The organism is Mycobacterium sp. DL440 (genome assembly GCF_011745145.1).
Classification (GTDB): domain Bacteria; phylum Actinomycetota; class Actinomycetes; order Mycobacteriales; family Mycobacteriaceae; genus Mycobacterium.
On the sequence record NZ_CP050191.1, the window covers coordinates 5,611,022 to 5,637,441 of the forward strand.

Annotated in this window: 26 protein-coding genes; 9 read left to right on the forward strand and 17 right to left on the reverse strand. The window is 65.5% G+C overall.

Going from position 1 to position 26,420, the window contains the following annotated elements:
* Positions 1–4 precede the first annotated feature (4 nt).
* The 4 genes from pe to HBE63_RS27285 all read left to right on the forward strand — a co-directional run bounded on the left by pe (position 5) and on the right by HBE63_RS27285 (position 4,479).
* On the forward strand, positions 5–1,135 hold the full coding sequence (gene pe, locus HBE63_RS27270; RefSeq protein WP_166907907.1) for an acyltransferase PE: 1,131 nt from the start codon (positions 5–7) through the stop codon (positions 1,133–1,135).
* 47 nt (positions 1,136–1,182) lie between these two features.
* The gene (locus HBE63_RS27275) at positions 1,183–2,946 is read left to right on the forward strand and encodes an AMP-binding protein (RefSeq protein WP_166907909.1); all 1,764 of its coding nucleotides are present in this window, start codon (positions 1,183–1,185) and stop codon (positions 2,944–2,946) included.
* A 130-nt stretch (positions 2,947–3,076) separates the two neighbouring features.
* A complete protein-coding gene (locus HBE63_RS31215; protein ID WP_243858322.1) occupies positions 3,077–3,922 on the forward strand; it encodes a P1 family peptidase in 846 nt (281 codons plus the stop codon).
* 71 nt (positions 3,923–3,993) lie between these two features.
* Positions 3,994–4,479 carry a flavin reductase family protein gene (locus tag HBE63_RS27285; RefSeq protein ID WP_166907911.1) on the forward strand — a complete coding sequence of 162 codons (486 nt, stop codon included), beginning with the start codon at positions 3,994–3,996 and terminating at the stop codon, positions 4,477–4,479.
* A gap of 31 nt (positions 4,480–4,510) precedes the next feature.
* On the opposite strand, the gene HBE63_RS27290 is transcribed toward HBE63_RS27285, so the two are convergent.
* The 12 genes from HBE63_RS27290 to HBE63_RS27345 all read right to left on the reverse strand — a co-directional run bounded on the left by HBE63_RS27290 (position 4,511) and on the right by HBE63_RS27345 (position 15,129).
* Positions 4,511–4,672 (reverse strand): hypothetical protein, encoded by a 162-nt coding sequence (locus HBE63_RS27290; protein ID WP_166907913.1) that lies wholly within the window; start codon positions 4,670–4,672, stop codon positions 4,511–4,513.
* 65 nt (positions 4,673–4,737) lie between these two features.
* Positions 4,738–5,604 carry a hypothetical protein gene (locus tag HBE63_RS27295; RefSeq protein WP_166907915.1) on the reverse strand — a complete coding sequence of 289 codons (867 nt, stop codon included), beginning with the start codon at positions 5,602–5,604 and terminating at the stop codon, positions 4,738–4,740.
* Positions 5,601–6,653: a hypothetical protein gene (locus HBE63_RS27300; RefSeq protein WP_166907917.1), complete on the reverse strand. Its 1,053-nt coding sequence runs from the start codon at positions 6,651–6,653 to the stop codon at positions 5,601–5,603. The genes HBE63_RS27295 and HBE63_RS27300 overlap by 4 nt, the downstream gene beginning before the upstream one ends.
* The gene (locus HBE63_RS27305) at positions 6,650–7,687 is read right to left on the reverse strand and encodes a VWA domain-containing protein (protein WP_166907919.1); all 1,038 of its coding nucleotides are present in this window, start codon (positions 7,685–7,687) and stop codon (positions 6,650–6,652) included. The genes HBE63_RS27300 and HBE63_RS27305 overlap by 4 nt, the downstream gene beginning before the upstream one ends.
* A complete protein-coding gene (locus HBE63_RS27310; RefSeq protein ID WP_166907920.1) occupies positions 7,684–8,754 on the reverse strand; it encodes a hypothetical protein in 1,071 nt (356 codons plus the stop codon). Before HBE63_RS27310 ends, HBE63_RS27305 begins: the two co-directional genes overlap by 4 nt.
* Entirely contained in the window at positions 8,745–9,218 is a 474-nt protein-coding gene (locus HBE63_RS27315; RefSeq protein WP_166907922.1) for a hypothetical protein, read from the reverse strand. The genes HBE63_RS27310 and HBE63_RS27315 overlap by 10 nt, the downstream gene beginning before the upstream one ends.
* Positions 9,218–10,108, reverse strand: a complete 891-nt coding sequence (locus tag HBE63_RS27320) for a DUF58 domain-containing protein (RefSeq protein WP_166907924.1) — start codon at positions 10,106–10,108, stop codon at positions 9,218–9,220. Before HBE63_RS27320 ends, HBE63_RS27315 begins: the two co-directional genes overlap by 1 nt.
* A gap of 9 nt (positions 10,109–10,117) precedes the next feature.
* Positions 10,118–11,122, reverse strand: coding sequence for a MoxR family ATPase (locus HBE63_RS27325; RefSeq protein ID WP_166907926.1), 1,005 nt, complete (start codon positions 11,120–11,122; stop codon positions 10,118–10,120).
* Positions 11,123–11,251: 129 nt separating this feature from the next.
* Positions 11,252–12,001, reverse strand: a complete 750-nt coding sequence (locus HBE63_RS27330) for a succinate dehydrogenase/fumarate reductase iron-sulfur subunit (RefSeq protein ID WP_166907928.1) — start codon at positions 11,999–12,001, stop codon at positions 11,252–11,254.
* A gap of 2 nt (positions 12,002–12,003) precedes the next feature.
* Positions 12,004–13,911, reverse strand: coding sequence for a fumarate reductase/succinate dehydrogenase flavoprotein subunit (locus HBE63_RS27335; protein WP_166907930.1), 1,908 nt, complete (start codon positions 13,909–13,911; stop codon positions 12,004–12,006).
* 38 nt (positions 13,912–13,949) lie between these two features.
* Positions 13,950–14,780: a hypothetical protein gene (locus HBE63_RS27340; RefSeq protein ID WP_166907932.1), complete on the reverse strand. Its 831-nt coding sequence runs from the start codon at positions 14,778–14,780 to the stop codon at positions 13,950–13,952.
* A 52-nt stretch (positions 14,781–14,832) separates the two neighbouring features.
* Entirely contained in the window at positions 14,833–15,129 is a 297-nt protein-coding gene (locus tag HBE63_RS27345; protein WP_166907934.1) for a hypothetical protein, read from the reverse strand.
* A gap of 210 nt (positions 15,130–15,339) precedes the next feature.
* On the opposite strand from HBE63_RS27345, the gene HBE63_RS27350 reads away from it, so the two are divergent.
* Both HBE63_RS27350 and HBE63_RS27355 read left to right on the forward strand, forming a co-directional pair.
* On the forward strand, positions 15,340–16,098 hold the full coding sequence (locus HBE63_RS27350) for an isocitrate lyase/phosphoenolpyruvate mutase family protein (protein ID WP_166907936.1): 759 nt from the start codon (positions 15,340–15,342) through the stop codon (positions 16,096–16,098).
* Positions 16,099–16,232: 134 nt separating this feature from the next.
* Complete coding sequence (locus tag HBE63_RS27355; protein ID WP_243858324.1) at positions 16,233–16,709, forward strand: hypothetical protein; 477 nt, start codon at positions 16,233–16,235, stop codon at positions 16,707–16,709.
* A 61-nt stretch (positions 16,710–16,770) separates the two neighbouring features.
* On the opposite strand, the gene HBE63_RS27360 is transcribed toward HBE63_RS27355, so the two are convergent.
* Entirely contained in the window at positions 16,771–17,679 is a 909-nt protein-coding gene (locus tag HBE63_RS27360) for a DMT family transporter (protein WP_166907938.1), read from the reverse strand.
* On the opposite strand from HBE63_RS27360, the gene HBE63_RS27365 reads away from it, so the two are divergent.
* The 3 genes from HBE63_RS27365 (at position 17,678) to nirD (ending at position 22,181) form a co-directional block, all read left to right on the forward strand.
* Positions 17,678–19,090: a PLP-dependent aminotransferase family protein gene (locus HBE63_RS27365; protein WP_166907940.1), complete on the forward strand. Its 1,413-nt coding sequence runs from the start codon at positions 17,678–17,680 to the stop codon at positions 19,088–19,090. The genes HBE63_RS27360 and HBE63_RS27365 overlap by 2 nt on opposite strands.
* Positions 19,091–19,203: 113 nt before the next feature.
* The gene (gene nirB / locus HBE63_RS27370; RefSeq protein WP_243858326.1) at positions 19,204–21,813 is read left to right on the forward strand and encodes a nitrite reductase large subunit NirB; all 2,610 of its coding nucleotides are present in this window, start codon (positions 19,204–19,206) and stop codon (positions 21,811–21,813) included.
* Positions 21,810–22,181 carry a nitrite reductase small subunit NirD gene (gene nirD, locus HBE63_RS27375; protein WP_371814826.1) on the forward strand — a complete coding sequence of 124 codons (372 nt, stop codon included), beginning with the start codon at positions 21,810–21,812 and terminating at the stop codon, positions 22,179–22,181. The genes nirB and nirD overlap by 4 nt, the downstream gene beginning before the upstream one ends.
* On the opposite strand, the gene HBE63_RS27380 is transcribed toward nirD, so the two are convergent.
* The 4 genes from HBE63_RS27380 to HBE63_RS27395 all read right to left on the reverse strand — a co-directional run bounded on the left by HBE63_RS27380 (position 22,166) and on the right by HBE63_RS27395 (position 26,375).
* On the reverse strand, positions 22,166–22,417 hold the full coding sequence (locus tag HBE63_RS27380; protein ID WP_166907941.1) for a transcriptional repressor: 252 nt from the start codon (positions 22,415–22,417) through the stop codon (positions 22,166–22,168). The two genes, nirD and HBE63_RS27380, sit on opposite strands and share 16 nt — an antisense overlap.
* Before the next feature lie 673 nt (positions 22,418–23,090).
* A complete protein-coding gene (locus HBE63_RS27385) occupies positions 23,091–23,786 on the reverse strand; it encodes a sirohydrochlorin chelatase (RefSeq protein ID WP_166907943.1) in 696 nt (231 codons plus the stop codon).
* On the reverse strand, positions 23,783–24,934 hold the full coding sequence (locus HBE63_RS27390; RefSeq protein ID WP_166907945.1) for a uroporphyrinogen-III synthase: 1,152 nt from the start codon (positions 24,932–24,934) through the stop codon (positions 23,783–23,785). Before HBE63_RS27390 ends, HBE63_RS27385 begins: the two co-directional genes overlap by 4 nt.
* A 34-nt stretch (positions 24,935–24,968) precedes the next feature.
* Positions 24,969–26,375 carry a NarK/NasA family nitrate transporter gene (locus HBE63_RS27395; protein ID WP_243858790.1) on the reverse strand — a complete coding sequence of 469 codons (1,407 nt, stop codon included), beginning with the start codon at positions 26,373–26,375 and terminating at the stop codon, positions 24,969–24,971.
* Positions 26,376–26,420 lie beyond the last annotated feature (45 nt).

Genomic DNA, 26,420 nt, shown 5'->3' on the forward strand with positions numbered 1-26,420 from the left:
AGAGATGAAGAAGCTACTCGCAGGACTGACGGTCCTGGTAACTGCCGGTGTCACAGGATGTTTCGGCGTTGGATCGGCAGCCGCCGATGACACACAGGCCCCCGGAGCATCGAGCGGCAGTACGCCGCCCCCGGCGCCGGCAGACCCCGGGACCGCCTACGCGCTGGGTGGCGCTCACGTCCTCGGTATCCCCTATGACGAGTACATCCGCATGACGGGTGAGCAGTGGTTCCCCGGCATGAAACGGGTGAAGGTCGACTACCCGGCAGGGCAGGTTCAGGGCCATACGCTTGAACGTCTCTTCCCCGGTATCGGTCCGATCGGAGAGCAGATCTATCCCGGTCTGGGTCTCGACGGTCCCAGCATCGGCGAGTCTGTCGACGAGGGAGAAGGAAACCTCGACGCCGCCATCCGCAAAGGTGGTAAAGGAAGGGCGATGGGGCTGTCCGAGGGAGCGCTCGTGCTCAATGCAGTGAAGGCGCGACTGGCCAACGATCCGACTGCCCCGCCGCCGGACCAACTGAGCTTCGCGACGTTCGGCGACCCGATCGCCAAGAGTCCCTTCGGTGAGAGTTTCCTGACCCAGAACTTTCCGGTCGGCAGCGTGGTGCCGTTCATGGACTACCGCGTCCCGGCCCCGGTGGAGAGTCAGTACCACACCGACCAGTTCGTCTCGGCGTACGACAGTATCGCCGACTGGCCGGACCGGCCCGACAACTGGATGAGCGTCATCAACGCGGTCGCCGGCCTGGCGACCGGCCACACGGCGATCGCATTCACCAATCCCAGCAATGTTCCGGCACAGAACATCCGGACGACGGTCAACTCCAAGGGGGCGACGACGACGACGTACATGGTCCCCGAAGAGCACCTACCCCTGGTGTTGCCCTTCAAGTACCTCGGATATGACCAGGGCACGCTGAATCAGCTGGACGCGATACTGAAGCCCCGGGTTGACGCGGGTTACTCGCGCAACGACGACCCGGCGACCGCCCCGATCACCGTGGATCCCGTGCACGGGTTCGACCCCGCGGAGGTCACCGCACCGGCCAACGACGCGACGTTCGGCGATGGCACCGACCCCATGTCGGAGATCGCCAACGGTGCGTTGTCCTTGTTGTCCGGCGGACACTGACAGCGGCGCCCGAGCCGAACGATTCGACGAGTTAGTACGGACGTGACATGACGCTGACGACGACTTCGCCCCAATCAACCATTCTCTCGATGCTGCACGGACGTGCCAGCCTGCGTCCGGACGACGTGGCCTTTGCGTTCACCGAATACACCGACGACCCGGGCGGGGTCACCGAGACCGTGACGTGGTCGCAGCTGTCCCGCCGGACGATGAATGTCGCACGGCAGATCCGCCTGAACGGATCTGTCGGCGACCGGGCGGTGATTCTGGCGCCGCAGGGCCTGGAATACATCCTGGCTTTCCTCGGTTCCATGCAGGCCGGGTTGATCGCGGTTCCCCTTCCGTTGCCTCATCGCGGCTCGAACCACGACCGGGTGAGTGCGGTCTTCGTCGATACCGCGCCGTCGGTTGTCCTGACGACATCGGCGGTCGCCGAGGATGTCGGGGATTACGTGGATCAGTCACGTCTGGACACCGCACCGAAGATCGTTGCGATCGACTCCCTGGACGTGGATGCGCAGGACGAACCGGGCCTGAGCTTCGACACTGCCGAGTTCCCCAATACTGCGTATTTGCAGTACAGCTCGGGTTCCACCCGGTTGCCGACCGGGGTGATGGTCTCGCACCGCAACCTGCAGGCGAATTTCGAGCAGTTGATGCGCGGTTTGTTCGCCGATGCCAACGTCAAGACCTCGACCGATATGACCATCGTTTCGTGGTTGCCCTTCTACCACGACATGGGGCTGGTACTGGGTGTGTGCGCACCCATCCTGGGCGGCTACCCCGCGGCCTTGACGAGCCCGGTGGCGTTTTTGGAGAAGCCGGACCGATGGATCCGGGCGCTGGCCGAGAATCCCAATGCATTCTCGGCTGCGCCCAACTTCGCCTTCGACCTCGCCGCGCGTAAAACCAAAGACGCAGACCTCGCCGGGCTCGACCTGGGCGGGGTGGTGGGCATCATCAACGGCGCCGAGCGCGTCGAGCCCGCCAGTTTGGAGCGCTTCGCCGACAGGTTCGCTCACTTCAACTTCCGGGACCACATGCTGCGTCCGTCGTACGGGATGGCGGAGGCCACCGTCTTCGTGGCCACCGGCACGTGGTCCGAGTCGGTGGACGACGTGCATTTCGATGTCGACGAATTGGCGGCGGGCCGCGCTCGGCGCTGCGCCGCCAGGGCCGGCACCGCGCTCGTGCAGTACCAGCTCCCGCAGTCGCCCGTGGTGCGGGTCGTCGACGTCGACACCAACCGGGAATGCGCGCCTGACGCGGTCGGCGAGATCTGGGTGCATGGCGACAACGTCGCGGCCGGCTATTGGAGCAGGCCGGCGGAGGAGCAGCAGTGCTTCGGCGCCACACTCGTCGATCCGTCGCCTGGCACGGTCCACGGACCGTGGCTGAAAACCGGTGACCTGGGCTTCGTCTCTGGCGGTGAGCTTTTCATCGTCGGTCGGATCAAGGATCTGCTGATCATCCGCGGACGCAATCACTACCCCGAGGACATCGAGGCGACGGTCCAGCAGATCACCGGTGGCCGGGTCGCGGCGATCTCGGTCCCGGTGAACAGCACCGAGAAGCTGGTCACCGTCATCGAGGTCAAGAAGCCAGGCGAGTCCCCAGTCGAGGCGGGGCACTGGCTCACCGCGGTCAAGAGCGATGTCACCTCGGCGATATCCAATGCGCACGGCTTGAATGTCGGGGATCTCGTTCTGGTTCCTCCGGGGTCGATACCCACCACGACGAGCGGCAAGATCCGCCGCGCTGCCTGCGCGGAACAGTATCGGCAGGACGAATTCGCCCGGTTGGACGCCTGAGCGCGGACACGTCTATCCGGGCGGTCGGTCCTGGGGTCTGCCCAGTGGGGAGTGCGTCGCTTCGAGTGGAAGTGTCAGTACCGTTGGGGCGGTGTCAGTACTCGACTCGCAAGTCACGCGGTTAGTTGGGGTGTCCGTTGGTCATTGGACCGATGAGTCGTCACTAACCGGATGTACGGCCGTTCTGCTTCCCCCCGGCGCGGTGGCGTCACGGGAGGTCCGTGGTGGCGCGCCGGCGACGCGCGATTTGGACGCATTGGCTCCGGACAAGGCGGTTACGTCGATCGATGCCGTTCTTCTCACCGGAGGGTCGGCTTTTGGATTGGCTTCGGCCGACGGGGTAATGAGGTTCCTCGAGGAGCAACGACGCGGCGTACCCACTCCGGGTGGACTCGTTCCCATCGTTCCGACGATGGCTCTGTTTGACCTGGCAGTCGGCAACTCATCGGTCCGTCCGACGGCCGAGAACGGATACCGGGCCGCGTCGTCGGCGACTGGTCCCAGCTTCGCGGTGGGGCAGATCGGGGCGGGAGTCGGTGCCTTCACCTCGCACTGGCGCGGCGCGGGCCACCGCAAGCCGGGTGGGATCCATTACGCGGAAACCGTTTTGGGAGATTTGGTGGTGGGTGCGCTGTGCGCGGTGAACGCATATGGCGACATCGATCGCGGGAACGCACCCGTGAGCTTTGGCAGCGTCGCGGATCTGAAGCCGCCGTTCACTTACACGTCGGATCGTGTCCACACGACCATCGGCGTTGTCGTATCTAATGCGCGACTGGACAAGACAGCATGCTTCGTGGTTGCTCAAGGCGCCCACGACGGGCTCTCACGTGCTCTCACGCCCCCGCACACCAGATATGACGGCGACGGGTTCGTGGCCGTGGCAACAGGCGAAATCGAAGCCGATGTCGACACCGTCCGTCTCATGGCGCTAGACGCTGTGTGTCGCGCGATACGGTCTGCTCCCGAGCGGTAGTCGGCCTCCGAAAGGCCGAACGGCATCGCCGACCACACTGCGACAAGGTGCTGTGTGAAGATGGAGGTGTTATGAGTGCAACAGAACTGAGCCCGACCTCGCTGCGTGAGGCGTTCGGCCACTTTCCGTCCGGTGTCATCGCGATTGCTGCCAAGGTAGAGGGCACTCTGGTCGGCTTGGCTGCCAGCACCTTCGTGCCGGTGTCGCTCGATCCGCCGCTGGTGTCGTTCTGCGTGCAGAACTCTTCGACCACCTGGCCCAAGCTCAAGGATCTCCCGTCGCTGGGGATCAGTGTGCTGGGCGAATCCCATGACGACGCGGCCCGCACCCTGGCCGCCAAGACCGGGGACCGGTTCGCCGGGCTGGAGACCGAGTCGCGCGAATCCGGCGCGGTGTTCATCCACGGAACCAGCGTGTGGCTGGAGAGCGCCATCGAGCAGTTGGTGGAGGCCGGCGATCACACCATCGTGGTGCTGCGGGTCAGTGACATCACGGTCAATGCCGATGTCGCGCCAATCGTGTTCCATCGCAGCGCATTCCGCAAGCTCGGCGCCTGACCTCTGGCGCCTTCGGGCTTCAGATCACCGACTAGGGCCGCGCGCCCAGTTCGTCGCGGTATTTGGCGATGCGCTGTTCGATCTCGCCGGCATCGTCCGGGCGGCCCTCTTTCCGGGCGAGGTCGGCCCGCACCGACAGTTCCCGGATCGCGGTCCGGATCTCGGTGACGCTGTGAGTCCGTCCCATGCTCATGAAGCCGCCTTTCGCTGCTGATTGGCTGCTCTTCCGAGCCTACGCGCCGAACCTTGGCGAGCGGTTCAGATCTCCTGCATACCGATGATGACCTTGCGGAACAACTGTGCGCCGGCCTCTTTCTGGGTGGGCGGGCAGGCCACGTTGACGATCATTCCCCGGACCAGACCGTAGTAGTCGCACACGTCTTTCTTGCTGGTGGTCACCGCGAAGGAGTCGTCGGCCGCCGACTCCGGCGCATTGGTCACCATGTTGTCGACCGTGCCTGTGGTGGTCTCGACCACCTGTCCGAACTTCGTGACAGTCGTGGTCGTCTTCGCGTTCTGGCAGCGTTCATACCACTGGCGGGCGTAGTCGAGGCTGTTCGGATCCTTGGCGGGGAAAACCGTGAGCACGAAGGATGTCCTGGCGTCCCCATCCTGCGCCTTGTTGCCGCCTGGATCGTCCACCGGGAACATCAACCGTGAGATGCGGGCGTGCTCGTAGCGCTCCGGGTCCTTCTTCTCGTTGAAGGTGAAATCGTATTTGCCGGTTTCGATGGGATCGTCTTTCCAGGTACACCCCGGCGGTGACGAGGTCACCGTGTATTCGCGGTCAGGGTCGTAGGTGCCGTCCGACTGCCGCACCGACTTCGACGAGTCGTAGTCGGTGTAGCCCGGCGGATACAGCGAGTTGAAGTCGATCGCGTTGAGGATCATCGTCGGTGGCTTGTCGCTGAGCAGGGGCTTGCGGTCATGGGGACTGTTCGCCTGCTCGACGGGGGCAGACCGTGGCCAGGCCAACCAGGCCACCAATACCACGACGAGCAACACCACGACCGCGATCCCGACGCTTCCGGCGATGATCGTCCGCCGGGAAAGCTTGCGGGGGTTCGCGGCGCTGGGAACCGCCGAATATGACCACGGGCTCGGCGCGCCGTCGGGCCCGGTCACGGCTGCGGCCCTGCCGTGTCGCACAGCGCTGCGGTCAGTTGGCCGAGCGGGGTCCCGTCAGGATCGCAGTAGCCGGGCTGGCCGGCCTTGCGAAGCTCCACGTGATCGGGATACCGCGGTGCCCCGTCGGCTTCGGCGCCTGGGCCTGTCCCCGGTGCCGGGGAGCCCGGTGCCGGAGGAGGCAGCGGGGGCGGCGGGGGCGGCGGTGCCGGCTGGTTGGGATCAGCAGGTGGCTGCTGTTGCTGCTGTTTGGCCTTGTCTTCCTGCTCTTTGGCCTGCTTCGCGGCCTCGGTCTTCTGCGCCACCTCCTGGTCGCGCAACGTGATGCATTCCTTCATCCGGGCTTCGTCGTCTTCGTAGGGGCAGGGCCCGGTTTTGGACTCCGTGAAGTCGATGCCTCCGCCGGGCGCCCGCTTGTAGTCGTAGCCGTCGGGAGTCTTGGTGAGGGCACCGCCCTTGAGGGCTGCGAGCTTGTTGGACAACCGCTCGGGTGTCTCGCCGACGAACGCGCGGACGTCGGCGCTCGCGGAGGGGAACGTCGTGAAGCATCCGGTGTCACCTTTGGCCGCATCCACTGCGGGCGTAAGGATTTCGCGGGCCTTGGTGAAGTGCCCCTGTTTGAGCTCGTTGTCGCTCAGGGTTTCCGCTACGAGGGTGAAGTTGCCGCGCGGCGGACACGCGCTCGGCTCCTTCTCGTGTGCCGCCTTGAATTCTTCGAAGGCCGCGGGGATGTCGCCACGGAGCATGAGCAGATCTCCCGCGGCGAGCTTCTCGCGGAAACCGCGTCCGATGTTGCCGACATCGATCCACTCCAGGGTGTTCTGCATGGCCCCGTCATCGCGGGCCGCGAACTGGCGCGGGAGCTTGTTACCGAGGATGCCGACGCTGGCGACCTTGACCGCGAGCACAAGCAGCAGGACAAGCACGGGGATGGACCACAGCAGAAGCGTGCGCCGCAACCGCAGGCGACTGGGCCGGGTGACGGCGGGTTTCGTCGGCTCGGGCTCTTGCGCCTGGCCGGCTTCGGCAGGTGGGAGCGTTTGCGTCATTTCGATACCGTCCCCCGCTTGCGCCTGAGCCAGTGCCCCACCAGCCCATACAGCTCGACACCGAGCAACCCTGCGGCGATCGCAGCGAATAACCAGTAGAACTCGGTCCGGTCCGGGTGCGGCACTTTGGGAATCACCGGATCGGCGGGGACAGCCTGGGGCACGGCCGAGGGGAGTTCGTCGGCGCTGAACAATCCGCGCTCCCGTTTGTGGAACGGAATCCCAAGGCTGTCGGCCGCGGTGTTCAGCGCCTCTTCGTTGAGCGGAACGTCGACCGTGTCGTAGTTGGCGCCGGCGTAGATCCGCGGTTTGACGTCGTTGGTGCTGTAGCCGAACACGGCTCCGCCGGACACCTGGCCCTGGGGGATGTCGAACGCCGAATCGTCCGAGTCGCTGCCCGCGCCGAAGATGAAGACCAGATTCGCAGATCCGGGATACGTGTGTGATGCGGCGGTGAGTTGTTCCTTCAGCAGCGAATTCGCTGCCGCGACATTGGTTTTCACCACCGCGTCCTTGGCTCGCTCACCGTAGGGCTTGAAGTTCTGCAGGAACGGGGCCAGGCTCCACTCGTCGCGGGAAATCGGCCAGTCGACGCGGGCGGTGTCGGCATAGGAGATCACGCTGAACCGGGCATCCGGGTACTTCGTGAGTACCACCTGGGCGTCGTTGATGGCGCCTTTCATGCGTGATTCCAAGTCTCGGTAATCAGTCGATCCCGAGCTGCCGAAACCGTCGGCGGTCATGCCCGCCGAGCGGTCGATCACCAGGAACACGTTGATGTTCGATTCCTCGGCGGTGCTGGTGAGTCGGGGCGGGCGTTCGGCGCGGGATTCGTCACCGAGACGGGTGGCGGCCAGCCCGAGGCAGACGATCGCCAGCACGGCCATACCGAGCCGCAGCCATGCCCTGCCGTCCGGCATCTGGCCCTGTCGACGGGACGCGGTGATGGTTGCCCCAACCCTCAGGCCAATGGCCAGGAGTGCGAGCACGACGATCAACCAGATCGGAAACGCCGGGGCGACACTGAGTTTCACAGCCGCATCCCCAATCGTGCCGCGGCGAGCGCGACCGCCGCGATCAATGCAATCTGCAGCAGAAGGTCCGGAACATCCCACTGGAACGGATGCTGCTCTTCCTTGCGCTCGTCGTCCAGGGTGGACTGCGGTGGGTTCGACAGGATCTTGTCGACCGCACTCGACAGCTCTTCCTGCTGATTGTCGATCTTCTTCGGCGTAGGTTCATCGTTGAACCCGCCCACCTCGGTGTAGAGGTACTGCCGGCCGCCGGAATCCTTGACCAGCTTGTCGACCGCCTCGCCCGTGAGAGTGCCGGGCACGATGGTGTTCACCTGGATCTTGGCGTCCTTGACGATCCCGGCCAGCATGGCATCGGAATACGTCGGGACAGTGTCGCTGTAGCTCTTGGTGTCGCCGACATAGACGATTGCGCGGCCGCGACCGTTGTCGGATCCCACTGCGGGCAGACCCATGGCGCACATGGCGAGGGTGTCGTTGATCGTGCCACGGGCGGAAAAGCGGTCGAAAAGTTCGGTATCTGTCGAGTACCGGGCAGTGGAATTGTCTTTGGACGACGCAGCTTCGGCAATCTTGGCGATTTCACCGAGGCGCTGTGACACCCACGGCAGATCCGAGGTGACCGGGAAGTTGCGGTAGAACTCCTTGGTCATCCCGATGCGTTGGTTGCCGAACCCGTCCACCTTGTCGCGGAAGATCGTCATCAACTGATCGATGGCGAGCCCGTCGGACATCGTGATGCTGTAATACGGCCCGAAGCACAGCATGATGTCGACGTGCGGGGTGTCCGAGCCGGCGAGCTGGGGCTCGTAGGTCTTGGTCGGTCGAACGGTCGCGCCGATGAGCATGAAGACGGCGATGATCGCCATCACAAGGGCCGCGACGGAAAGGCGTTCGTGCAGGCGTAGTGCCCGCTGATACTCGGGAAGCGTGGTGAGCCGGTACGACCTTGCCAGGTAAGGCAATTCGCCCTGCCAGCCGTACCGTGTGCGTCGCATCGCGTACCACACCGCGACACCGATACCGGCGACGATCGGTAGCAGCAGCAGGGGCCATTTCAGGTCCAAGTCAGCACCGCCGTCCGCGCCGCGTCGATCACACTGGGTACGGTGCGTGGGTCGGCCTCGTCGAACTGTCCCGGGTAGGTCATGGCCAGGACATTCAGGGCCGGACCGGCCAACGGGCTCTGGGCGACATCGGTGGCGGTCATCCGTCGCGCCTGATAGCCGGTACGAAAGTCGATGAAATTTCGGAAGATTCGGCTGATCTCGTGGAATGCGTCGCGGGTGGACAGTTGGCCGTCGTGATGCTGCTGCTCAACCTTGCTCAGGGACCGGGAGAACTTGAACCGCAGCACCCGGTAGCTGATGCCGCGGAGAACGGGCATGCGCCGTAGGACCTCGATCGGCAGCGTCCACACGATCACCCCGACGATCCAGCCTATGGCGAGCAGCACGAGCAGCGCAGCGCCGACGACCCACCACACCGAATAAGTCATCGGGGGGAACAGGAACTCGAGTGAACTGTGCATCAGCGCCGCCCCTCGCTCAGCACGGAAAGGGCCGGGGCGATGTCGGCGCGCGATCCGATCCGCACACACGGACTGTCGAGTTGCGCGATGAACGATTGCCATTCGGCCATCCGTGCCGCCTCTGCACGGCGGTACGCGTCGAGCACCTTGGCGCCCAACACCGACGGCGTCAGAAGGGCTCTGCCGGTGGCTACGTCGAGTACCTCGTCCGCGGTGTGCGGTTGGCCGAGGATGTCGAGGTCTTCGATGAGGATCCAGTGGATAGCGTTGCGCCCCCGCACCGTCATCGCGGCCGCGATGAGTTCCGGTGTGACAGCGGGCTGGTCGCAGACGATGTAGACGGCGTAGCGCTTGTCCAGATTGCCTGCGACGAACTCGAGTTGCCTGACGATGTTGGACGGGTTGCCGACCTCGATGTTGATGTGGCTGAGTAGGGTCAGCATCTGCTCGAGATGGTCCTCGCCGGTCTTGCCCGGTTCGATGGACGATCCGCGGTCATCGCCGTAGACCAGGCTGATCTTGTCGGCCTGTGCCGAGGCGACCAGACCGACCGCGCCGAGGGAGAGGATCGCCAGGTCACGTTTGCTCTCCCCGCTGGGGGCGTGGGCGAGCAGATTGGCCCCGGTGTCGGCGATCAGCAGGAACTCCTGGGCCTTTTCCGCGACGTACCGGCGGACGACGAGGTGGGTGTTGCGCGCCGATGCCTTCCAGTCGATATCGCGGACGTCGTCGCCGAAGGCGTACTCGCGCAGGTCCACGAAATCGTCGCTGCGGCCGAACTGCAGCGACGTGTGGCCGCCCTCCAGCACTCGGTGCGACCGCAGCCGCATTCCAACGGCCCTAGGGTCGAAATTGAGTTGGGCGCGGACCCGGTTGAGAATGTCCCCCATCGTGGCTCGCTACGGCGTCGGCACGCGGTGCAGGATGCCGTCGACGAGATACTCCGGGGTGATGCCTTGGGCCGAGGCCTGGAACTTCAGGATTATCCGGTGCCGGAGAACACGTTTGGCGACGGCTTTGACGTCATCGGGCACGGCGTACGGTCGGCCTTCCAGAAGGGCGTGTGCACAGGCGGCCCGGCACAGGGCGATGGTGGCGCGCGGGCTGGCGCCGAACTGGATGAGATCGGCCAGTTGGGGCTCCAGGTAATTCTTGGGGTGCCTGGTCGCGTTCACGATGTAGCTCGCGTACCTGACGATCGAGCGGTCGATGAACACCCGCTTGAACATGGCTTGCAGCCAGAGCACCCGCTGAGTGTCGAGCTGCCCGTTGCCGGCTTCCGGATGCGCGTCGAACACTCCGCCCGCGATGCGGGCAACGACTTCCTCTTCCTCCTCGGCCGTGGGGTAGGTCAGGATGTCTTTCAGCATGAAGCGGTCCATCTGCGCTTCTGACAGCTGATACGTACCCTCCTGGTCGATCGGGTTCTGCGTCGCAAGCACCAGGAACGGATTCGGCAGCGGATACACGGTTCCGCCGATCGTGGTCTGACGCTCCTCCATGGCTTCCAGCATCGCGCTCTGGGTTTTCGCCGAGGACCGGTTGATCTCGTCGAGCAGCACGATGTTGGCGTGCACGGGACCGAACGAGACCTTGAACTCACCGTTCTTCTGGTCCCAGATCTGACCGCCGGTGATGTCGCTGGGCAGCAGGTCCGGGGTGCACTGGATGCGCTGGAAACGCGCGGCCAGACTCTCTGCGAGGGTCTTCGCCGCGGTGGTCTTGGCCAGGCCGGGAACACTTTCCAGCAGCACGTGGCCGGAGGCCATGAGTCCGATCAGCAGGGACTGCTGCAGGGTTTTCTGACCGACGATCTTGGCTGACAGCGCGTTCTGCAGATATTGGACCGTCCCGCCGACCCGTTGGAGGTCCTCATGGGACAGCTGAGGTCCGGACAACTGCATGCGTATCCCCCGTCGCAGCGAGCTTGATGTCAGTTGAGCCTAGCAACGGTTGGCTGGGGCTCGCGACACCAATTTTTTTGCCCACCGACCCCGGGGGATCGGTGGGCAAAGCGTGGTGAACTCCGGCGCTCAGCGTCTGAACAGCTTGTTGCCCAACCACACAATCGGGTCGTACTTGCGGTCGGCCACGCGCTCCTTCATCGGGATGATCGCGTTGTCGGTGATCTTGATGTTCTCCGGGCACACCTCGGTGCAGCACTTGGTGATGTTGCAGTAGCCCAGACCCGCTTCGTCCTTTGCCAGATCCTTCCGGTCCAGGACGTCGATTGGGTGCATGTCCAACTCTGCGAGACGGATGAAGAACCGCGGGCCGGCGAACGCCTCTTTGTTCTCCTCGTGGTCACGGATCACGTGGCAGACGTTCTGGCACAGGAAGCACTCGATGCACTTGCGGAATTCCTGGCTGCGCTCGACATCCTCTTGCTGCATCCGGTACTCGCCGGGCTGCAGGTCCTTCGGCGGGGTGAATGACGGGATCTGGCGGGCCTTTTCGTAGTTGAACGACACGTCGGTCACCAGGTCGCGCATCACCGGGAAGGTGCGCAGCGGCGTGATGGTCACCGTCTCGGACGGATCGAACGTCGACATCCGCGTCATACACAACAGCCGCGGACGGCCGTTGATCTCCGCCGAACACGAGCCACACTTGCCGGCTTTGCAGTTCCACCGCACCGCGAGATCCCCGGCCTGGGTGGCCTGCAACCGGTGGATGATGTCGAGCACCACCTCGCCATCGTTCACCTCGACGGTGTAGTCCTGTAGTCCACCTCCGGTGTCGTCGCCGCGCCAGACCCGCAGGTTCGCGTTATACGCACTCATGCTCAGCCCTTCCGATCGGGGTGCTCGGCCAGTTCCTGCCCGGTGTAATACTTTTCGAGTTCGGACAGTTCGAACGTCGCCATCAGGTCCTCCCGCATGGGCAGCTGCGACTCGGGTGTCACGGTCACGTCCGGCACCACCTGATCGTCGCCGGACGTGCGACAGACCAGCAGGGTGTTGCGCCAGTTGGCGTCCATGTCCGGGTGGTCGTCGCGGGTGTGCCCGCCGCGGCTTTCGGTGCGGGCCAGTGCGGCCTTGGCGACGCACTCGCTGACCAGCAGCATGTTGCGCATGTCGATGGCCAGGTGCCAGCCCGGGTTGAAGACGCGACCACCCTCGACGCTGACGTTGTGCACGCGGGTCCGCAGCTCGGCGAGCTTGGCCAGCGCTTCCTCGATCTCTTCGGCCTTGCGGATGATGCCGACCAGGTCGTTCATGCACTGCTGCAGTTCGGCGTGCAGCGTGTACGGATTCTCCGGGTTCGCGTGAGATTCGAACGGCGCCAATGCCAGTTCGGTGGCCTCGATGAGCGCGGCCTCCGACACCTTGGGCCGCTCCGACAGTGCCTGCACGTAGTCGGCTGCCCCGAGTCCGGCGCGTCGTCCGAACACCAGCAGATCCGAGAGTGAGTTTCCACCAAGGCGATTCGAGCCGTGCATGCCGCCTGAGCACTCACCTGCTGCGAACAGTCCGAGGGTCGCGGCACTTCCGGTGTCGGGATCCACCTCGATACCGCCCATCACGTAGTGACAGGTCGGACCCACTTCCATCTCGTCCTTGGTGATGTCGACCTCGGCCAGCTCCATGAACTGGTGATACATCGACGGCAGCCGGCGCTTGATCTCCTCGGTGGGCATGCGCGTGGCGATGTCGAGGTAGACCCCGCCGTGTGGCGAGCCGCGGCCTGCCTTGACCTCGGAGTTGATGGCGCGGGCCACCTCGTCGCGGGGGAGCAGGTCAGGGGTGCGGCGGGCCGAGTCGTTGTCCTTGAGCCACTGGTCGGCCTCTTCCTCGGTCTCGGCGTACTGGCCCTTGAACACCGCGGGAATGTAGTCGAACATGAACCGCTTGCCCTCGGAGTTCTTGAGAACTCCGCCGTCGCCGCGGACACCTTCGGTGACCAGGATGCCCTTCACCGACAACGGCCAGACCATGCCGGTCGGGTGGAACTGGATGAACTCCATGTTGATCAGGCCGGACCCGGCGCGCAGGGCCAGGGCGTGGCCGTCGCCGGTGTACTCCCAGGAGTTCGACGACACCTTGAACGACTTGCCGATACCGCCGGTGGCCAGCACGATCGCGGGGGCCTCGAACAGCACGAAGTTGCCGGTCTCGCGGTAGTAGCCGAAGGCCCCGGCGATCCGGTCGCCGTCTTTGATCAGGTCGGTGATCGAGCACTCGTGGAAGACCTTGATCCGGGCCTCGTAATCGCCGAGTTCCTTCTTGTCCTCCTGCTGCAGCGAGACGATCTTCTGCTGCAGCGTGCGGATGATCTCGAGGCCGGTGCGGTCGCCGACGTGGGCCAGGCGCGGATAGGTGTGCCCGCCGAAGTTGCGCTGGCTGATCCGGCCGTCCTTGGTCCGGTCGAACAGCGCGCCGTAGGTCTCCAGCTCCCACACCCGGTCCGGAGCTTCCTGCGCGTGCAGTTCGGCCATCCGCCAGTTGTTGAGGAACTTGCCGCCGCGCATGGTGTCACCGAAGTGCACCTGCCAGGAGTCCTTGGTGTTGACGTTGCGCATCGCCGCGGCGCAGCCGCCCTCGGCCATCACGGTGTGGGCCTTCCCGAACAACGACTTGGTCACCACCGCGACCCGCAGGCCCCGTTCGCGTGCCTCGATCACGGCGCGTAGTCCAGCCCCACCGGCACCGATCACGACTACGTCGTAGGAGTGCCGTTCCAGTTCAGCCATCTATAACCCCACTACTGTTATCACTAGGAATTAGGTTGTCAGCCAATGAATCTCAGGTCAGAGATGGTGCCGCTGGCAACCAGCATGATGTAGAAGTCCGTCAGCATCAGGGTGCCCAGCGTGATCCATGCGTACAACTTGTGGCGGACGTTGAGTCTACTGATCTGCGTCCACATCCAGTACCGCACAGGGTGTTTGGAGAAGTGCTTGAGGCGTCCGCCCGCGACGTGACGGCACGAATGGCAGGACAGCGTGTAGACCCACAACATGATGACGTTGCCCAGCAGGATGAGATTGCCGAGCCCGAAACCGAAGCCGCTGGCGGTCTTGTCCGAATGGAACGCGATGATCGCGTCATAGGTGTTGATGAGCGAGATGATGCCCGCGATGTAGAAGAAGTACCGGTGGGTGTTCTGGATGATCAGCGGCAGCCGCGTCTCGCCGGTGTATTTCGCGTGCGGTTCGGCGACCGCGCATGCGGTGGGCGACTGCCAGACGGAGCGGTAGTACGCGCCGCGGTAGTAGTAGCAGGTCAGCCGGAACAGCAGCAGGAACGGCAGTGAGAAGGCCGCGTAGGGCAGCCACCACACGTCGGGAAGGACCTGTGGCCAGAAGTGGCTGGCCTCGGGGGTGCAGCCCTGGCTGACGCACGGTGAGTAGAACGGCGTCAGATAGTGGTACTGCGGTACGTAGTAATTGCTCTGCAGGAAAGCGCGCACAGTCGCATAGATGACGAACGCGGCGAAGCCGAGATCGACGACCAGGGGCGACTGCCACCACCGATCGGTTCGGAGAGTGCGCTCGGGGATCTGCGCTCGTGTGGACGAGAAGACCCCGGTCGCGCGACGGTCAGCAGTGGGTGCGCTCACGGTTCCCTTTCTTCAGTTTCAGTTGTTCTTCGGGCGGCAGGCGCCCGTGAGCTCAGCGATATCCGCCGAGACCCTCGTCAGCGACGTCCTGCCAGAACTCGCTGCCGTACTGGGTGTCGGGGATGCCGATCTTTTCGCGGCCTGGTTTTTGGCGAGTCACGCCGTGACGCATCTCCAACTCCTCGGCGTCGATGTCCAACCGCTCGATGTCGTTGAGGATCCGCTCGGCGTCGTTCACGACGCGGCGCATGGCGGGGGAATCCCCGTACTTCGACGCCAACGTGGTGACGCAACGACGCATGTCGCCGATCAGGTTGTGCAGTTCGGAGAACTCAGTGGTGGTGGACAAGTGACCTCCTCGGGCTGAAGGTGTCGGGGCTCACAGTACGACAACCAATGCTAGCCACATCACGATCGGGACGTGATGCGCATCACGTCAGGTTGCTCGACGGGCTGTCAATGAGATGAGCGCCGGGAACCGGGGTCGTAGTGTTGGTTTCGCCGGCTTCGCGGCCGGTCGAAGGACATTGAGCAGGACATCTGAGCACCTGGAGGACCTATGAGTGAGACCACGTTGCAGGAGCGGGCCGCTGCGCTGCTGGCGCTGCACCAACCCGGCAACCCCGTTGTGCTGCCCACGGTCTGGGACGCCTGGTCGGCCCGGCTGGCGGTCGGCGAGGGATTCTCCGCGATCACCGTGGGTAGCCACCCCGTGGCCGAGTCCATCGGCAAGGCCGACGGTGAGGTGATGTCATTCGACGACCTGCTGACCCGGGTACGTCAGATCACCGACGCGGTCGATGTGCCGGTGTCGGTGGACATCGAATCCGGCTATGGCGAGCGGCCGGAGCGGCTGATCGAAGGTTTGCTCGACGTCGGCGCGGTCGGGTTCAACCTTGAGGACACCGTGCACAAGGAGGACAAGCGGCTGCGCAGTCCGGCCGAGCATGCCGAGTTGGTCGGGCAGTTGCGCGCGGCCGCCGACGCCGCCGGGGTACACGTGGTGATCAATGCGCGCACCGATCTGTTCCTGCGTAAAGACGGGGATGCCGCCGATCGGGTGGATCGGGCGATCGCTCGCCTGTCCGAGGCGGCCGCGGCCGGCGCCGATTCGCTGTTCCCGGCCGGCCTGGCCGACCCGGAAGGATTGGGGCGCTTCGTTTCTGCCGTGCCGCTGCCGGTCAGCGTGACTGTTCCGGCCGATTCCGCGGACCTCGCCGCATTGGCGGCCATCGGCGTGGGGCGGATTACCTTCGGGCCCTTCCTGCAGGCCGTGCTGAGCGCACGGGCCAAGGAGGTGCTCGGACGCTGGCGGTAGCCGGCTCCGGTTGAGTGCCGATCGGCCGGGCCGATCAGGTATTTTGCGCGAACTTCCGCTTCTCGACGCGCGATCTGTGCCAATAATGACGCACTGATACGTCGAGCAGGCGGGATGCAGCGATGGGTTGGCGCATGAGAAGTGTGGTGGCACTGGCTGCGGCCGGTGGGTTGGTGCTCGGTGGGATCGGCGCGGCACCGGCTGGGGCGACGACGATGGTGCCGTTGTCGAACCACATCCGGGGGTGCGATTTCCAGAAGGGGCTTTTCCTCGACGGTATGGGGTCGGGCAGCGGGGGCGGGTTCGCCCACGTCGGATCTGACGGCGCTCAGGTAAGCGCCCAGGTGACGCTGCAGTCGGCCACGGCGGATACCGACTACCGGGTCAGGCTCATCCAGCTGCCACGGTCGTCGGTGGCGACGTGCAACGTCGGAGATCCCGGCGTGGCGGGCGGAGTACTGCATACCGATGCCAGTGGGACGGCCACCATCACTGTCTCCGGACCGGCGATGGACGGTGCCACCGAGGCCTGGGTGTCGGTCGAAGGCCCCCCGGCGCCCGGACGCATACGTAGCGACGTGTACAGCTCGGACTTCCCGGTAAAACTCTGACTCAGGCGAAAGCCGGTGGAATCCAAGGGGTTCCACCGGCTTTCGGTGTCAGGTCGGTGAATCACCGGAGTCGGACGCGGACGGCCAGCGCCGCGCATCCGATGACCACGGCGCCGCCGAGCACCGTGGACCAGGTCAGTCGTTCGTGCAGTAACAGGGCAGCCCAGCCGATCGTCATCACGGGCTGGATCAATTGCACCTGGCTCACCTGGGTCATGGGCCCGATGGCCAGACCGCGGTACCAGGCGAAGAAGCCGAGATACATGCTGACGGCCGCGAGGTAGCCGAACGCCGCCCACTGTGCCGGCGTCGCATGCGGCGGTTGCTGCACGACGGCCAGCGCGGTCAGGACCAGCATCACGGGCGCCGCGACCACCAAAGCCCAGGACACGGTCTGCCAGGCGCCCAGTTCCCTGGCCAGTAGCCCGCCTTCGGCGTACCCGACGGCGGCGGCGAGCACCGCCCCGAACAGCAGCAGATCCGGCCAGCTCAGGTGCCCGAGGCCGGCGCCGTGGACCATGGCGAACACCACTGCCGCCAGGGCCCCCGCGGCGGCCAATGTCCAGAACGCGGTCGGCGGACGCTCGTGTCCGCGGAGTACCGCGCACACCGCTGTGGCTGCCGGAAGCAGTGCGACCACGATGGCACCGTGGCTGGCCGGAACCACTGTGAGCGCATAGGAGGTCAGTAGCGGAAACCCCGCAACGACGCCGGCTGCCACCACGGCCAATCGTGCCCACTGCCGGCCCCTGGGTAGTGCCTGCCGGGTGAGGGCCAGTGCCGCCACCGCGATGGTGGCGGCGACGACGGCGCGTCCGGCACCGATGAACAGCGCGGACAGTCCGCTGGTGGCGAACTTGGTGAACACGATGGTGAACGAGAAGGCCGTGACGCCCAGCAATCCCCACCACAAGCCAGGGTGGGATAGCGCCGACGAACTATCCCGAGTAGCGCTACTCTCTATCAACATGGATAACGATAGCACTGAGCGCATCGTGTCCGGCCTGCGAAAGTGGATCACCACCGCGCCGCCGGGCGCCCAGCTGCCGTCCAACCGCTCTCTGGTGGCGGAATATGCGGCCAGTCCGGTGACGGTGGCCAAGGCCATGCGCACACTGCGCAGCCTGGGCCTGGTGGAGAGCCGGCCGGGGGTCGGGACGTTCGTGCGCGCGGTGCGTAGCGCGCGCCTGCCCGACTACGGCTGGCAGACGGCCGCCCTGCGGTCGCCGCAGGCGCGGATCCCGGCACTGTCGACTCCGCTGCGTAGCGTCGCACCTGACCTCATCGCGTTGCACTCCGGCTATCCCGTCAGCGAACTGCTTCCTCAGCGACTGGTCCGCACCGCATTCACGCGCGCCGCCCGGGGGGACGCTGCGCTGAGCCCGGCACCCGCACCCGGCCGGCCCGACCTGCAGGCCTGGTTCGCCCAAGAGCTGGCCGAGGCGTTCGGCGCCGGCGTGACCGCGCCGACGGCACGTGAGGTGATCGTGCTACCCGGGAGTCAGAGCGGTCTGAGCTCGATCTTTCGTGCCCTGGTCGGGTTCGGGCAGCCGATGTTGATCGAGTCGCCCAGTTACTGGGGAGCCATTTTGGCGGCGGCCCAGTGCGGCGTACGTTTGGTGCCCGTGCCGAGCGGGCCGAGAGGGCCTGAGCCCGAGGAACTTTCGCGGGCATTCGCCGAGAGTGGTGCCCGGGTGTTCTACGCCCAGCCGAATTTCGCCAATCCGACTGGTGGCCAATGGGAGCCAGAGCTGGCCGGCCAGGTTCTGGAGGTGGTGCGCAGCCATGGCGCCTTCCTGGTCGAGGATGACTGGGCGCATGACTTCGGCATCGACAGCACCTCCAGGCCGGTGGCGGCTTCCGACGACGCGGGCCACGTCATCTATCTGAGATCGCTGACCAAGAGTGTTTCGCCGTCGATCCGGGTGGCGGCGATGGTGGCCAGAGGTCCTGCGCGCGACCGGATTCTGGCCGATCGCGGTGCGGAGACGATGTACGTCAGTGGGTTGTTGCAGGCGGCCGCGCTGGATGTGGTGAGCCAGCCGGCCTGGCGGACCCATTTGCGCGACGTGCGTCAGCAGTTGCGGGCCCGGCGGGACCTGTTGATTGCCGCGCTGACCGAGCATGCGTCCGGCGTGCAGTTGGAGCAGGTGCCCCGCGGCGGGCTGCACCTGTGGCTGCGCCTGCCCGATGCGATCAACCTGCAGCGGTTGGTGCGTGAATGTGAAGCCGAGTCGGTGCTGGTCGCGCCGGGCGATGAGTGGTTTCCGGCCGAGCCGTCCGGGCCGTACCTGCGACTCAACTTTTCCGGGCCCGATCCGCAGCGCTTTGACGAGGCTGCCCGGGTCCTCGGCGGGGCGCTGGCTAATCAATTGGGCTGACCGGGGCACGGCGCCGCAATCTCACATGTGCGGCGCGCGGGCCGTGAGCACACCGTGACGGGCGATTCACACAGGGCGACATTTCGGCAACTTCCGGTTTCTAACCTCGCCGTATGTCGTCAACACAGAACGTCGTGGTCATCGGACACGGCATGGTGGGACACCGCTTCGTCGAGGCGTTGCGGTCCCGTGACGCCGCGGGCACCTGGCGGATCACCGTGTTGTCCGAGGAAGCTGACGCCGCCTATGACCGGGTCGGCCTGACCGGCTACACCGAGCACTGGGACCGGGGCCAGCTGGCCCTGCCGGGCAACGACTATGCCGGTGACGGCCTGGTCGACCTGCGGCTGGGCTGTGCGGTGGCCGAGATCGACCGGGACGCCAAAACCGTGCGGACCGTCGACGGTCAGAGCATCGATTACGACACCCTGGTACTGGCCACCGGCTCGTATGCCTTCGTGCCACCGGTGCCCGGTCACGACCTGCCGCACTGCCACGTCTACCGCACGCTTGACGACCTGGATGCCATCCGGGCCGGCGCGCGGGCAGCGCGCGACTCGAAAACGCCGGTCGGTGTGGTGATCGGTGGTGGCCTGCTCGGCCTGGAAGCCGCGAATGCGTTGCGCGGGTTCGGGCTGGCGACCCACGTGTTGGAGATGTCGCCGCACCTGATGTCGGCTCAGCTGGATCCGGCCGGCGGCGCACTGCTGAACCGGATGATCCGGGGCCTCGGCATCGAGGTGCACACCGGAGTCGGCACCGAGAGCATCCAACCGGTGCAGCGGCACAAGCCGCTGAAGAAATCCCAGACCGACGACTCGGTGCGGGTGTCGCTCAACGACGGCAGCAGCGTCGACGCGAGCGTGATCGTGTTCGCGGCCGGTGTGCGTCCCCGCGACGAGCTGGCCCGTCAAGCAGGGCTCGACATCGCGCAGCGCGGCGGCGTGATGACCGACTTATCGTGTGTCACAAGCGATCCCAGCATCTACGCGATAGGCGAGGTGGCTGCGATCGAGGGGCGTTGCTACGGTTTGGTCGGCCCCGGCTACACCAGCGCCGAGGTAGTCGCCGACCGGTTGCTCGGCGGCGCCGCCGAGTTCCCCGAGGCCGATATGTCCACCAAGCTGAAGCTGCTCGGCGTGGACGTGGCCAGCTTCGGCGATGCCCAGGGCCGCACACCCAATTGCCTGGACGTCGTCGTCAATGATCCGGTGAAGAAGACCTACGCCAAGCTGGTTCTCTCCGATGACGCCAAGACGCTGCTCGGCGGCGTCCTGGTCGGTGACGCGTCGGCCTACGGGGTGCTGCGTCCGATGGTGGCCAGCGAGCTGCCCGGCGATCCGCTGTCGTTGATCGCGCCGGCTTCCGACGGGAGCCCGTCGGGCCTGGGTGTTGGCGCCCTGCCCGATATCGCCCAGATCTGCTCGTGCAACAACGTGACCAAAGGTGATCTCAAGGAAGCCATCTGCGGTGGCTGCGCCGATGTCCCCGACCTGAAGAAGTGCACGCTGGCCGGCACATCGTGTGGATCCTGCGTCCCACTGCTCAAGCAATTGCTGGAGGCCGAGGGAGTTGAGCAGTCCAAGTCGTTGTGTGAGCACTTCAGCCAGTCGCGGGCCGAACTCTTCGAGATCATCAGTGCCACCGAGATTCGTACCTTCTCCGGTTTGATCGAGCAGTTCGGTACCGGAAAGGGTTGCGACATATGTAAACCCACCGTCGCATCGATTCTGGCGTCCACCAGCTCCGATCACGTGCTCTCCGGTGAGCAGGCCTCACTGCAGGACTCCAACGACCACTTCTTGGCCAACATCCAGAAGAACGGCAGCTACTCGGTGGTGCCGCGGTCGCCCGGCGGTGAGATCACCCCTGAGCAGCTGATCCTGATCGGTGAAATCGCAAGGGATTTCGATCTTTACACCAAGATCACCGGCGGCCAGCGTATCGACATGTTCGGTGCGCGCGTCGAACAGCTACCCGAGATCTGGCGACGGCTGGTCGAGGGTGGCATGGAATCCGGTCAGGCGTACGGGAAGTCGCTTCGCACCGTCAAGAGCTGCGTGGGCAGCACCTGGTGCCGTTACGGGCAACAGGATTCGGTGAACATGGCCGTCGAGATCGAGAAGCGGTATCGGGGCCTGCGCTCGCCGCACAAGATCAAGATGGCGGTGTCGGGGTGCGCACGGGAATGCGCCGAAGCGCAGAGCAAGGACGTCGGCATCATCGCCACCGAACAGGGCTGGAACCTCTACGTGTGCGGCAACGGAGGCATGTCGCCACGGCACGCCCAGTTGCTCGCCGGCGATCTCGATGACGAGACGCTGATCCGCTACATCGACCGTTTCCTGATGTTCTACATCCGAACCGCCGACCGCCTGCAGCGCACCGCGCCGTGGCTGGAGGCGATGGATTCCCCGGGAGGTAAATCGGGACTCGACCACCTGCGCGATGTCGTGTGCGGCGACTCCCTCGGCCTGGCAGCCGAATTCGAGGCGGCCATGGAGCGCCACGTCGACGGCTACGCCTGCGAGTGGAAGGGCGTCCTGGAGGACCCGGAGAAGCTGTCTCGCTTCGTGTCGTTCGTCAACGCACCCGACGTCGACGATCCCACCATCACGTTCACCGAGCGCGCGGGCCGGAGGGTGCCGGGCGCCACCGATTTCGCGCACGCGAGGAGCAAAACAAGTTTGGGTATGCCGTCAATCATCCAGGAGGCGAAATGACCCTGCTCGACGACGGCAAAGACATGTACACCCCTGGGTTCTCGGGGTGGACGACGGCCTGCCGCTATGACTTTCTGATGCCGTGTCGTGGCGTCGCGGTGCTGCTGCCCGACGGTTCGCAGGCGGCACTGTTCCGTCTCGATGACGGCTCGTTGCACGCGGTGGGAAACATCGACCCGTTCTCCGGTGCGGCGGTGCTCTCGCGCGGAATCGTGGGCGATCGAGGCGGGTGCGCGACTGTGCAGTCGCCGATCAAGAAACAGGCCTTTGCGCTCGATGACGGTCGTTGCCTCGATGACGCCGCCGTGGCGATACCGGTCTACCGGACGCGGGTCACGCCGGGCGGGTTTGTTCAGCTCGCGGCCTGATCGGCCGCCCGGCTCCAGTGGGCGTCACGCCCCTGGAGTTTGCAGCGCTCCACGGCGCCGCGTCGTTCGAGCACCGTCAGATTGCGGTACACCGACTCGATCACGACGGGTGCGCGGAAATGCTGGTGCATGTCGTCGCGTAGCTGTGCGGTCGTCATCGGCCGAGACGTGCGTTCCAGGGTGTTCAGCAGGTGTTCACGCAGACGTTCGGCCGGGACCCGGTTACCGGGTCGCACGGCTGAGTACGCCGCCGCGGCGGGCAGCGCCCACCGGTGTTGTCACCTGCACTTTTACCTACACTCCCGCCGAATCGCCCGCTGATCGCGATAACGATAGCTGAGTATTCGGCCCGGATCTGACACGGCGAGTCCCCGGCAAACGATCGAGAAATTTGTTCCCCCGTCAACCACCTGTACACGGGCGGTTTCGGTGGGGAATTTGCCAGAATTGCACCATCGGCGGATGTCACCAAAGGTGTGGTGCGCCTGCTGCTGGCTAACTAGAATAGTTCGCTGGGTGTGTTTAGACTCCCTCTAAAGGAAGCGTCGTCAGAGGGGCTGACAAGGGATGTTTGCGCGTTCGGTTTTGAGTCTGGTGGGGGCGGCAGCGATGCTGGGCGCACTCGGGGCAACGATGCTGCCTCTGGGTTTGAATGCCGTGGATCGCGCCGGTGAACCCATTCCGTGCGGTAACGGAGCACGTCCGGATTACCACGTTGCCGCCCAGCAGGACCGCCTGAACCTGGACCAACACACGCTCGCTGGGCCGGCATACATGGCCAGTGATTACGTCGAGCAATGTTCGGCGATGGTCGGTGCGCGACGGTCTGCGACGTTCTCCGTTGCAGGGGCCGGCGGAGCGCTCTTGATCGCGGGATGGGCCGGGCCGCTCCTTGTGCGGTCGATCCGGCTACGCCGCAGCGGGCAGGCTCAGTACCCCGGCGCGGCGGAAGCGGTTCGCAATCAACCGGACCATGCCGGGGTGGGTGCCCAGTGGTTCACTGACGAGGTCGGCGCCGGATTCACGCAGCCGGTCCTGGAAAAGCCCGTCGGCGAGCAGGTAGGACGCCACAGCTATGCGGCGATGGCCGCGGCCGCGCTGCGCGGAGACGGCTTCGGCAACACTCGGCGCGCCGGTGGCGGCGAAGGCCAGTTCTACGCGATCGCCGGTCATCGCTGACAGCAGCGCGGCGGTGCGCCGAAGGTCGGATTGGGCATTTCTGTCCGAGGTGCCTGCGGCCGCCAGGATCACTGAATCGCCTGGCCGCCATCCCGATTCGATGAGCCGATCGGCGAGAACCCGTACCGTGCCCGGACATGGGCCCAGCGGCTTGGTGACGGTGACGGCCGGGTGCTCGCTGGCGGCCACGTGGGCGGGCACGTCGACGCGGACGTGATAACCGGCGGCCAGGAAGGCGGGCACCACCACCGCCGGGCAGTCCGTGGGCAGGGACCTCAGAACCTCACTGGGCGCCGGCCCGACGACGTCGACGAACGAGACGTGCACCGGCCGGCCCAGCAGGTCGGACACCCGGGCGGCGAGATCGCCGATCATCGCCACGCCATCCGGCTTGCGGGTTCCGTGCGCCACCAGGACCAGGCTCATCGTGTCCGGGCCATCTCGGCTTCGTCGACGGCCAGCCGGTAACCGCGCTTGACGACTGTCGACACGATGTTCTTGTCTCCCAATGCAGTACGAAGTCGCAGCACTGCGGTCTCCACGGCGTGGGTATCGGTTCCGGTGCCCGGCAGTGCGCTGAGCAGATCGAACCGCGACACCACCGCCCCCGGCCGGTGCGACAGTGCCCGGATGGTCGCCATCGAGGCCGGCGACAGCGGCCTGACCGTGCCGTCGACCAGGACGCAGGTGCCCCGGATCTCCAGCGAGTGTCCGGCGACCCGGACGGTTCGAGCCTGCAGCAGTGGCAGCTCGTCGGTGATGTGACGGGCCAAGGCGCCCAACCGCATCCGTTCCGGTGCCGAGGTCGGCACCCCGAGCCGGACCAGCGGCCGTGCGGTGACCGGGCCGACGCACATGGCGTGGACGTCGGTGCGCAGCGCTGACAGCACCCGGTCGGCGATATCCATCTCGGTGGCCCGCATCAAGACCGAGGCAACCGCCATGGCCGAGGTGAAACTCACTGCGTCGAAACGTCGTTCGGCAATCCCGGTGACCATCTGGTCGAACTCGCCGTCCCGTGGCGCGGGATGCCAGCGATAAACCCGGATCGGCACCACTTCGGCGCCGGCGGCCCGGAGCTCGTCGAGAAATTCGGGGAACGGGTCCCAGTCGTCGGTGGCACCGTGCAGCTGTATGGCGATCCGTTGCCCCGAGATGCCCTGCTCGATGAGGCACTGCAGCACCTCCCGGGAGGATTCCGATTCGGGCGACCATTCCTCGGGCAGGCCCGCCGCCCGCAACGCCCCGGTGGCTTTCGGGCCACGGGAGACGATGCGGGCCGTGCCCAGGGCGGTGCTGAGGTCGGAGGCCAGGCCCCACCCATCCGCTGCGGCGAACCAGCCGCGGAAGCCGATCCCCGTGGTGGCCACCACGAAGTCGGGTGGCATCTCGATGAGCGACTCGGTGTGGGCGCGTAGCTCGTCGTCGTCGGGCAGCGGAACCATCGTGATGGCGGCCGCACTGGTCACCGTCGCGCCACGCCTGGTCAGGAGCGCGCTCAGCTCATCGGCACGTCGGGCGGAGGTCACCGCCACACGGAAACCGGTGAGCGGTGCCCAGTCGGGCTCGTTCATGGATCCAGTGAAGGCACCTTGTGTTTCCAAGTGATTAACCGGCCATTGCCGAGGCGTGTCGGTCTTCCGGGGCTGTTGTGACACCCGTCGCAGCAGGCCGGCGGACGTAGCGGAACCAGGTGCATGCCGAGGCCAGCACGTAGAAGGCCAGGAAGATCCAGAACGCGGCGGTGGCTGATCCGCTGGAGAGGTACGACTGACGCAGGGCCAGGTTGATCCCCACACCGCCCAGGGCGCCGATCGCGCCGGCGAATCCGATCAGTGCGCCCGACATCGACAGGGACCATCGCTGCCGCTCCTCTTCGCTGATCTGCAGGGAGTGGCTGCGCGCCTCGAAGATGGACGGGATCATCTTGTAGACCGAGCCGTTGCCCAGGCCGCTGAGCAGGAACAGGGCGACGAATCCGATGACGTAGCCGATCATCATCAGGCCGTTGGCCGCCGCGGCGGTGTGATCGTCGAACATGCTGATCGCGACCAGGAGTCCGGCCGCCAAGATCATGCCCCCGAACACCACCAGGGTCACCCGGCCGCCGCCGACCCGGTCGGCCAGCTTGCCGCCGTAAACCCGAGACAGCGAGCCGAGCAGCGGGCCGATGAAGGCGATCTGCGCTGCATGCAGCGATGCCTGTGCCGCACTCTGGCCACCCGCGGCGAAGTTGATCTGCAGGACCTGACCGAAGGCGAACGCGAAACCGATGAAGGATCCGAAGGTGCCGATGTAGAGCAGCGAGATCACCCAGGTATCACGTTCTACCAGAATGGCTTTCATCGCACCTAGATCGATCTTGTGCTGCTCGAGGTTGTCCATGTAAAGCGCCGCGCCGATGCCGGCCACGGTCAGGGCCACGAGGTAGATGGCGCACACCCAGTAGGGGGAGTGGTTGCCTGCGGTGGCGATCACCAACAGGCCGACGAGCTGGATGACCGGTACGCCGATGTTGCCGCCGCCGGCGTTGAGCCCAAGTGCCCAGCCCTTGAGTCGTTGCGGGAAGAACGCGTTGATGTTGGTCATCGACGAGGCGAAGTTGCCGCCGCCGAAGCCGGCTAGGGCGGCGCACAGCAGGTAGGGCCACAGGGGCAGACCCGGATTGGCCAGCAGCACCATCGTCCCCACCGTGGGAATCAACAGCACAAAGGCCGAAAACACCGTCCAGTTGCGGCCGCCGAACGTCGCGGTGGCCAGCGTGTAGGGGATGCGCAGGCAGCCGCCCACGAGGGTGGCGGTGGCACCCAGCAGGAACTTGTCCCCGGCCGAGAACCCGTACACCGCCTCGGGCATGAACAGGACCATGACCGACCAGATGGACCAGATGGAGAAGCCGACATGCTCGGCGAACACTGACCAGATCAGATTGCGACGCGCGATGTACTTGTTTCCGGCTTCCCAGGCCAGCGTGTCCTCGGGATCCCAATTGGTGACGCGATTCGACTTCAGCAGAGTGGGCATGGCGCACACGCTAGGAAGCGTTTATTGCCCGAATGC

What these genes read in the sequence shown, in the direction of transcription:
- HBE63_RS27330 (WP_166907928.1), bottom strand. Translation starts at nt 12,001, where the DNA reads ATGAGTGCGTATAACGCGAACCTGCGGGTCTGGCGCGGCGACGACACC.
- nirB (WP_243858326.1), top strand. Translation starts at nt 19,204, where the DNA reads ATGTCGTCAACACAGAACGTCGTGGTCATCGGACACGGCATGGTGGGA.
- HBE63_RS27300 (WP_166907917.1), bottom strand. Translation starts at nt 6,653, where the DNA reads ATGACGCAAACGCTCCCACCTGCCGAAGCCGGCCAGGCGCAAGAGCCC.
- HBE63_RS27320 (WP_166907924.1), bottom strand. Translation starts at nt 10,108, where the DNA reads ATGGGGGACATTCTCAACCGGGTCCGCGCCCAACTCAATTTCGACCCT.
- HBE63_RS27290 (WP_166907913.1), bottom strand. Translation starts at nt 4,672, where the DNA reads ATGAGCATGGGACGGACTCACAGCGTCACCGAGATCCGGACCGCGATC.
- HBE63_RS27275 (WP_166907909.1), top strand. Translation starts at nt 1,183, where the DNA reads ATGACGCTGACGACGACTTCGCCCCAATCAACCATTCTCTCGATGCTG.
- nirD (WP_371814826.1), top strand. Translation starts at nt 21,810, where the DNA reads ATGACCCTGCTCGACGACGGCAAAGACATGTACACCCCTGGGTTCTCG.
- HBE63_RS27390 (WP_166907945.1), bottom strand. Translation starts at nt 24,934, where the DNA reads ATGAACGAGCCCGACTGGGCACCGCTCACCGGTTTCCGTGTGGCGGTG.
- HBE63_RS27285 (WP_166907911.1), top strand. Translation starts at nt 3,994, where the DNA reads ATGAGTGCAACAGAACTGAGCCCGACCTCGCTGCGTGAGGCGTTCGGC.
- HBE63_RS27365 (WP_166907940.1), top strand. Translation starts at nt 17,678, where the DNA reads ATGGATAACGATAGCACTGAGCGCATCGTGTCCGGCCTGCGAAAGTGG.
- HBE63_RS27360 (WP_166907938.1), bottom strand. Translation starts at nt 17,679, where the DNA reads ATGTTGATAGAGAGTAGCGCTACTCGGGATAGTTCGTCGGCGCTATCC.
- HBE63_RS27335 (WP_166907930.1), bottom strand. Translation starts at nt 13,911, where the DNA reads ATGGCTGAACTGGAACGGCACTCCTACGACGTAGTCGTGATCGGTGCC.
- HBE63_RS27350 (WP_166907936.1), top strand. Translation starts at nt 15,340, where the DNA reads ATGAGTGAGACCACGTTGCAGGAGCGGGCCGCTGCGCTGCTGGCGCTG.
- HBE63_RS27385 (WP_166907943.1), bottom strand. Translation starts at nt 23,786, where the DNA reads ATGAGCCTGGTCCTGGTGGCGCACGGAACCCGCAAGCCGGATGGCGTG.
- HBE63_RS27355 (WP_243858324.1), top strand. Translation starts at nt 16,233, where the DNA reads ATGAGAAGTGTGGTGGCACTGGCTGCGGCCGGTGGGTTGGTGCTCGGT.
- pe (WP_166907907.1), top strand. Translation starts at nt 5, where the DNA reads ATGAAGAAGCTACTCGCAGGACTGACGGTCCTGGTAACTGCCGGTGTC.
- HBE63_RS27315 (WP_166907922.1), bottom strand. Translation starts at nt 9,218, where the DNA reads ATGCACAGTTCACTCGAGTTCCTGTTCCCCCCGATGACTTATTCGGTG.
- HBE63_RS27325 (WP_166907926.1), bottom strand. Translation starts at nt 11,122, where the DNA reads ATGCAGTTGTCCGGACCTCAGCTGTCCCATGAGGACCTCCAACGGGTC.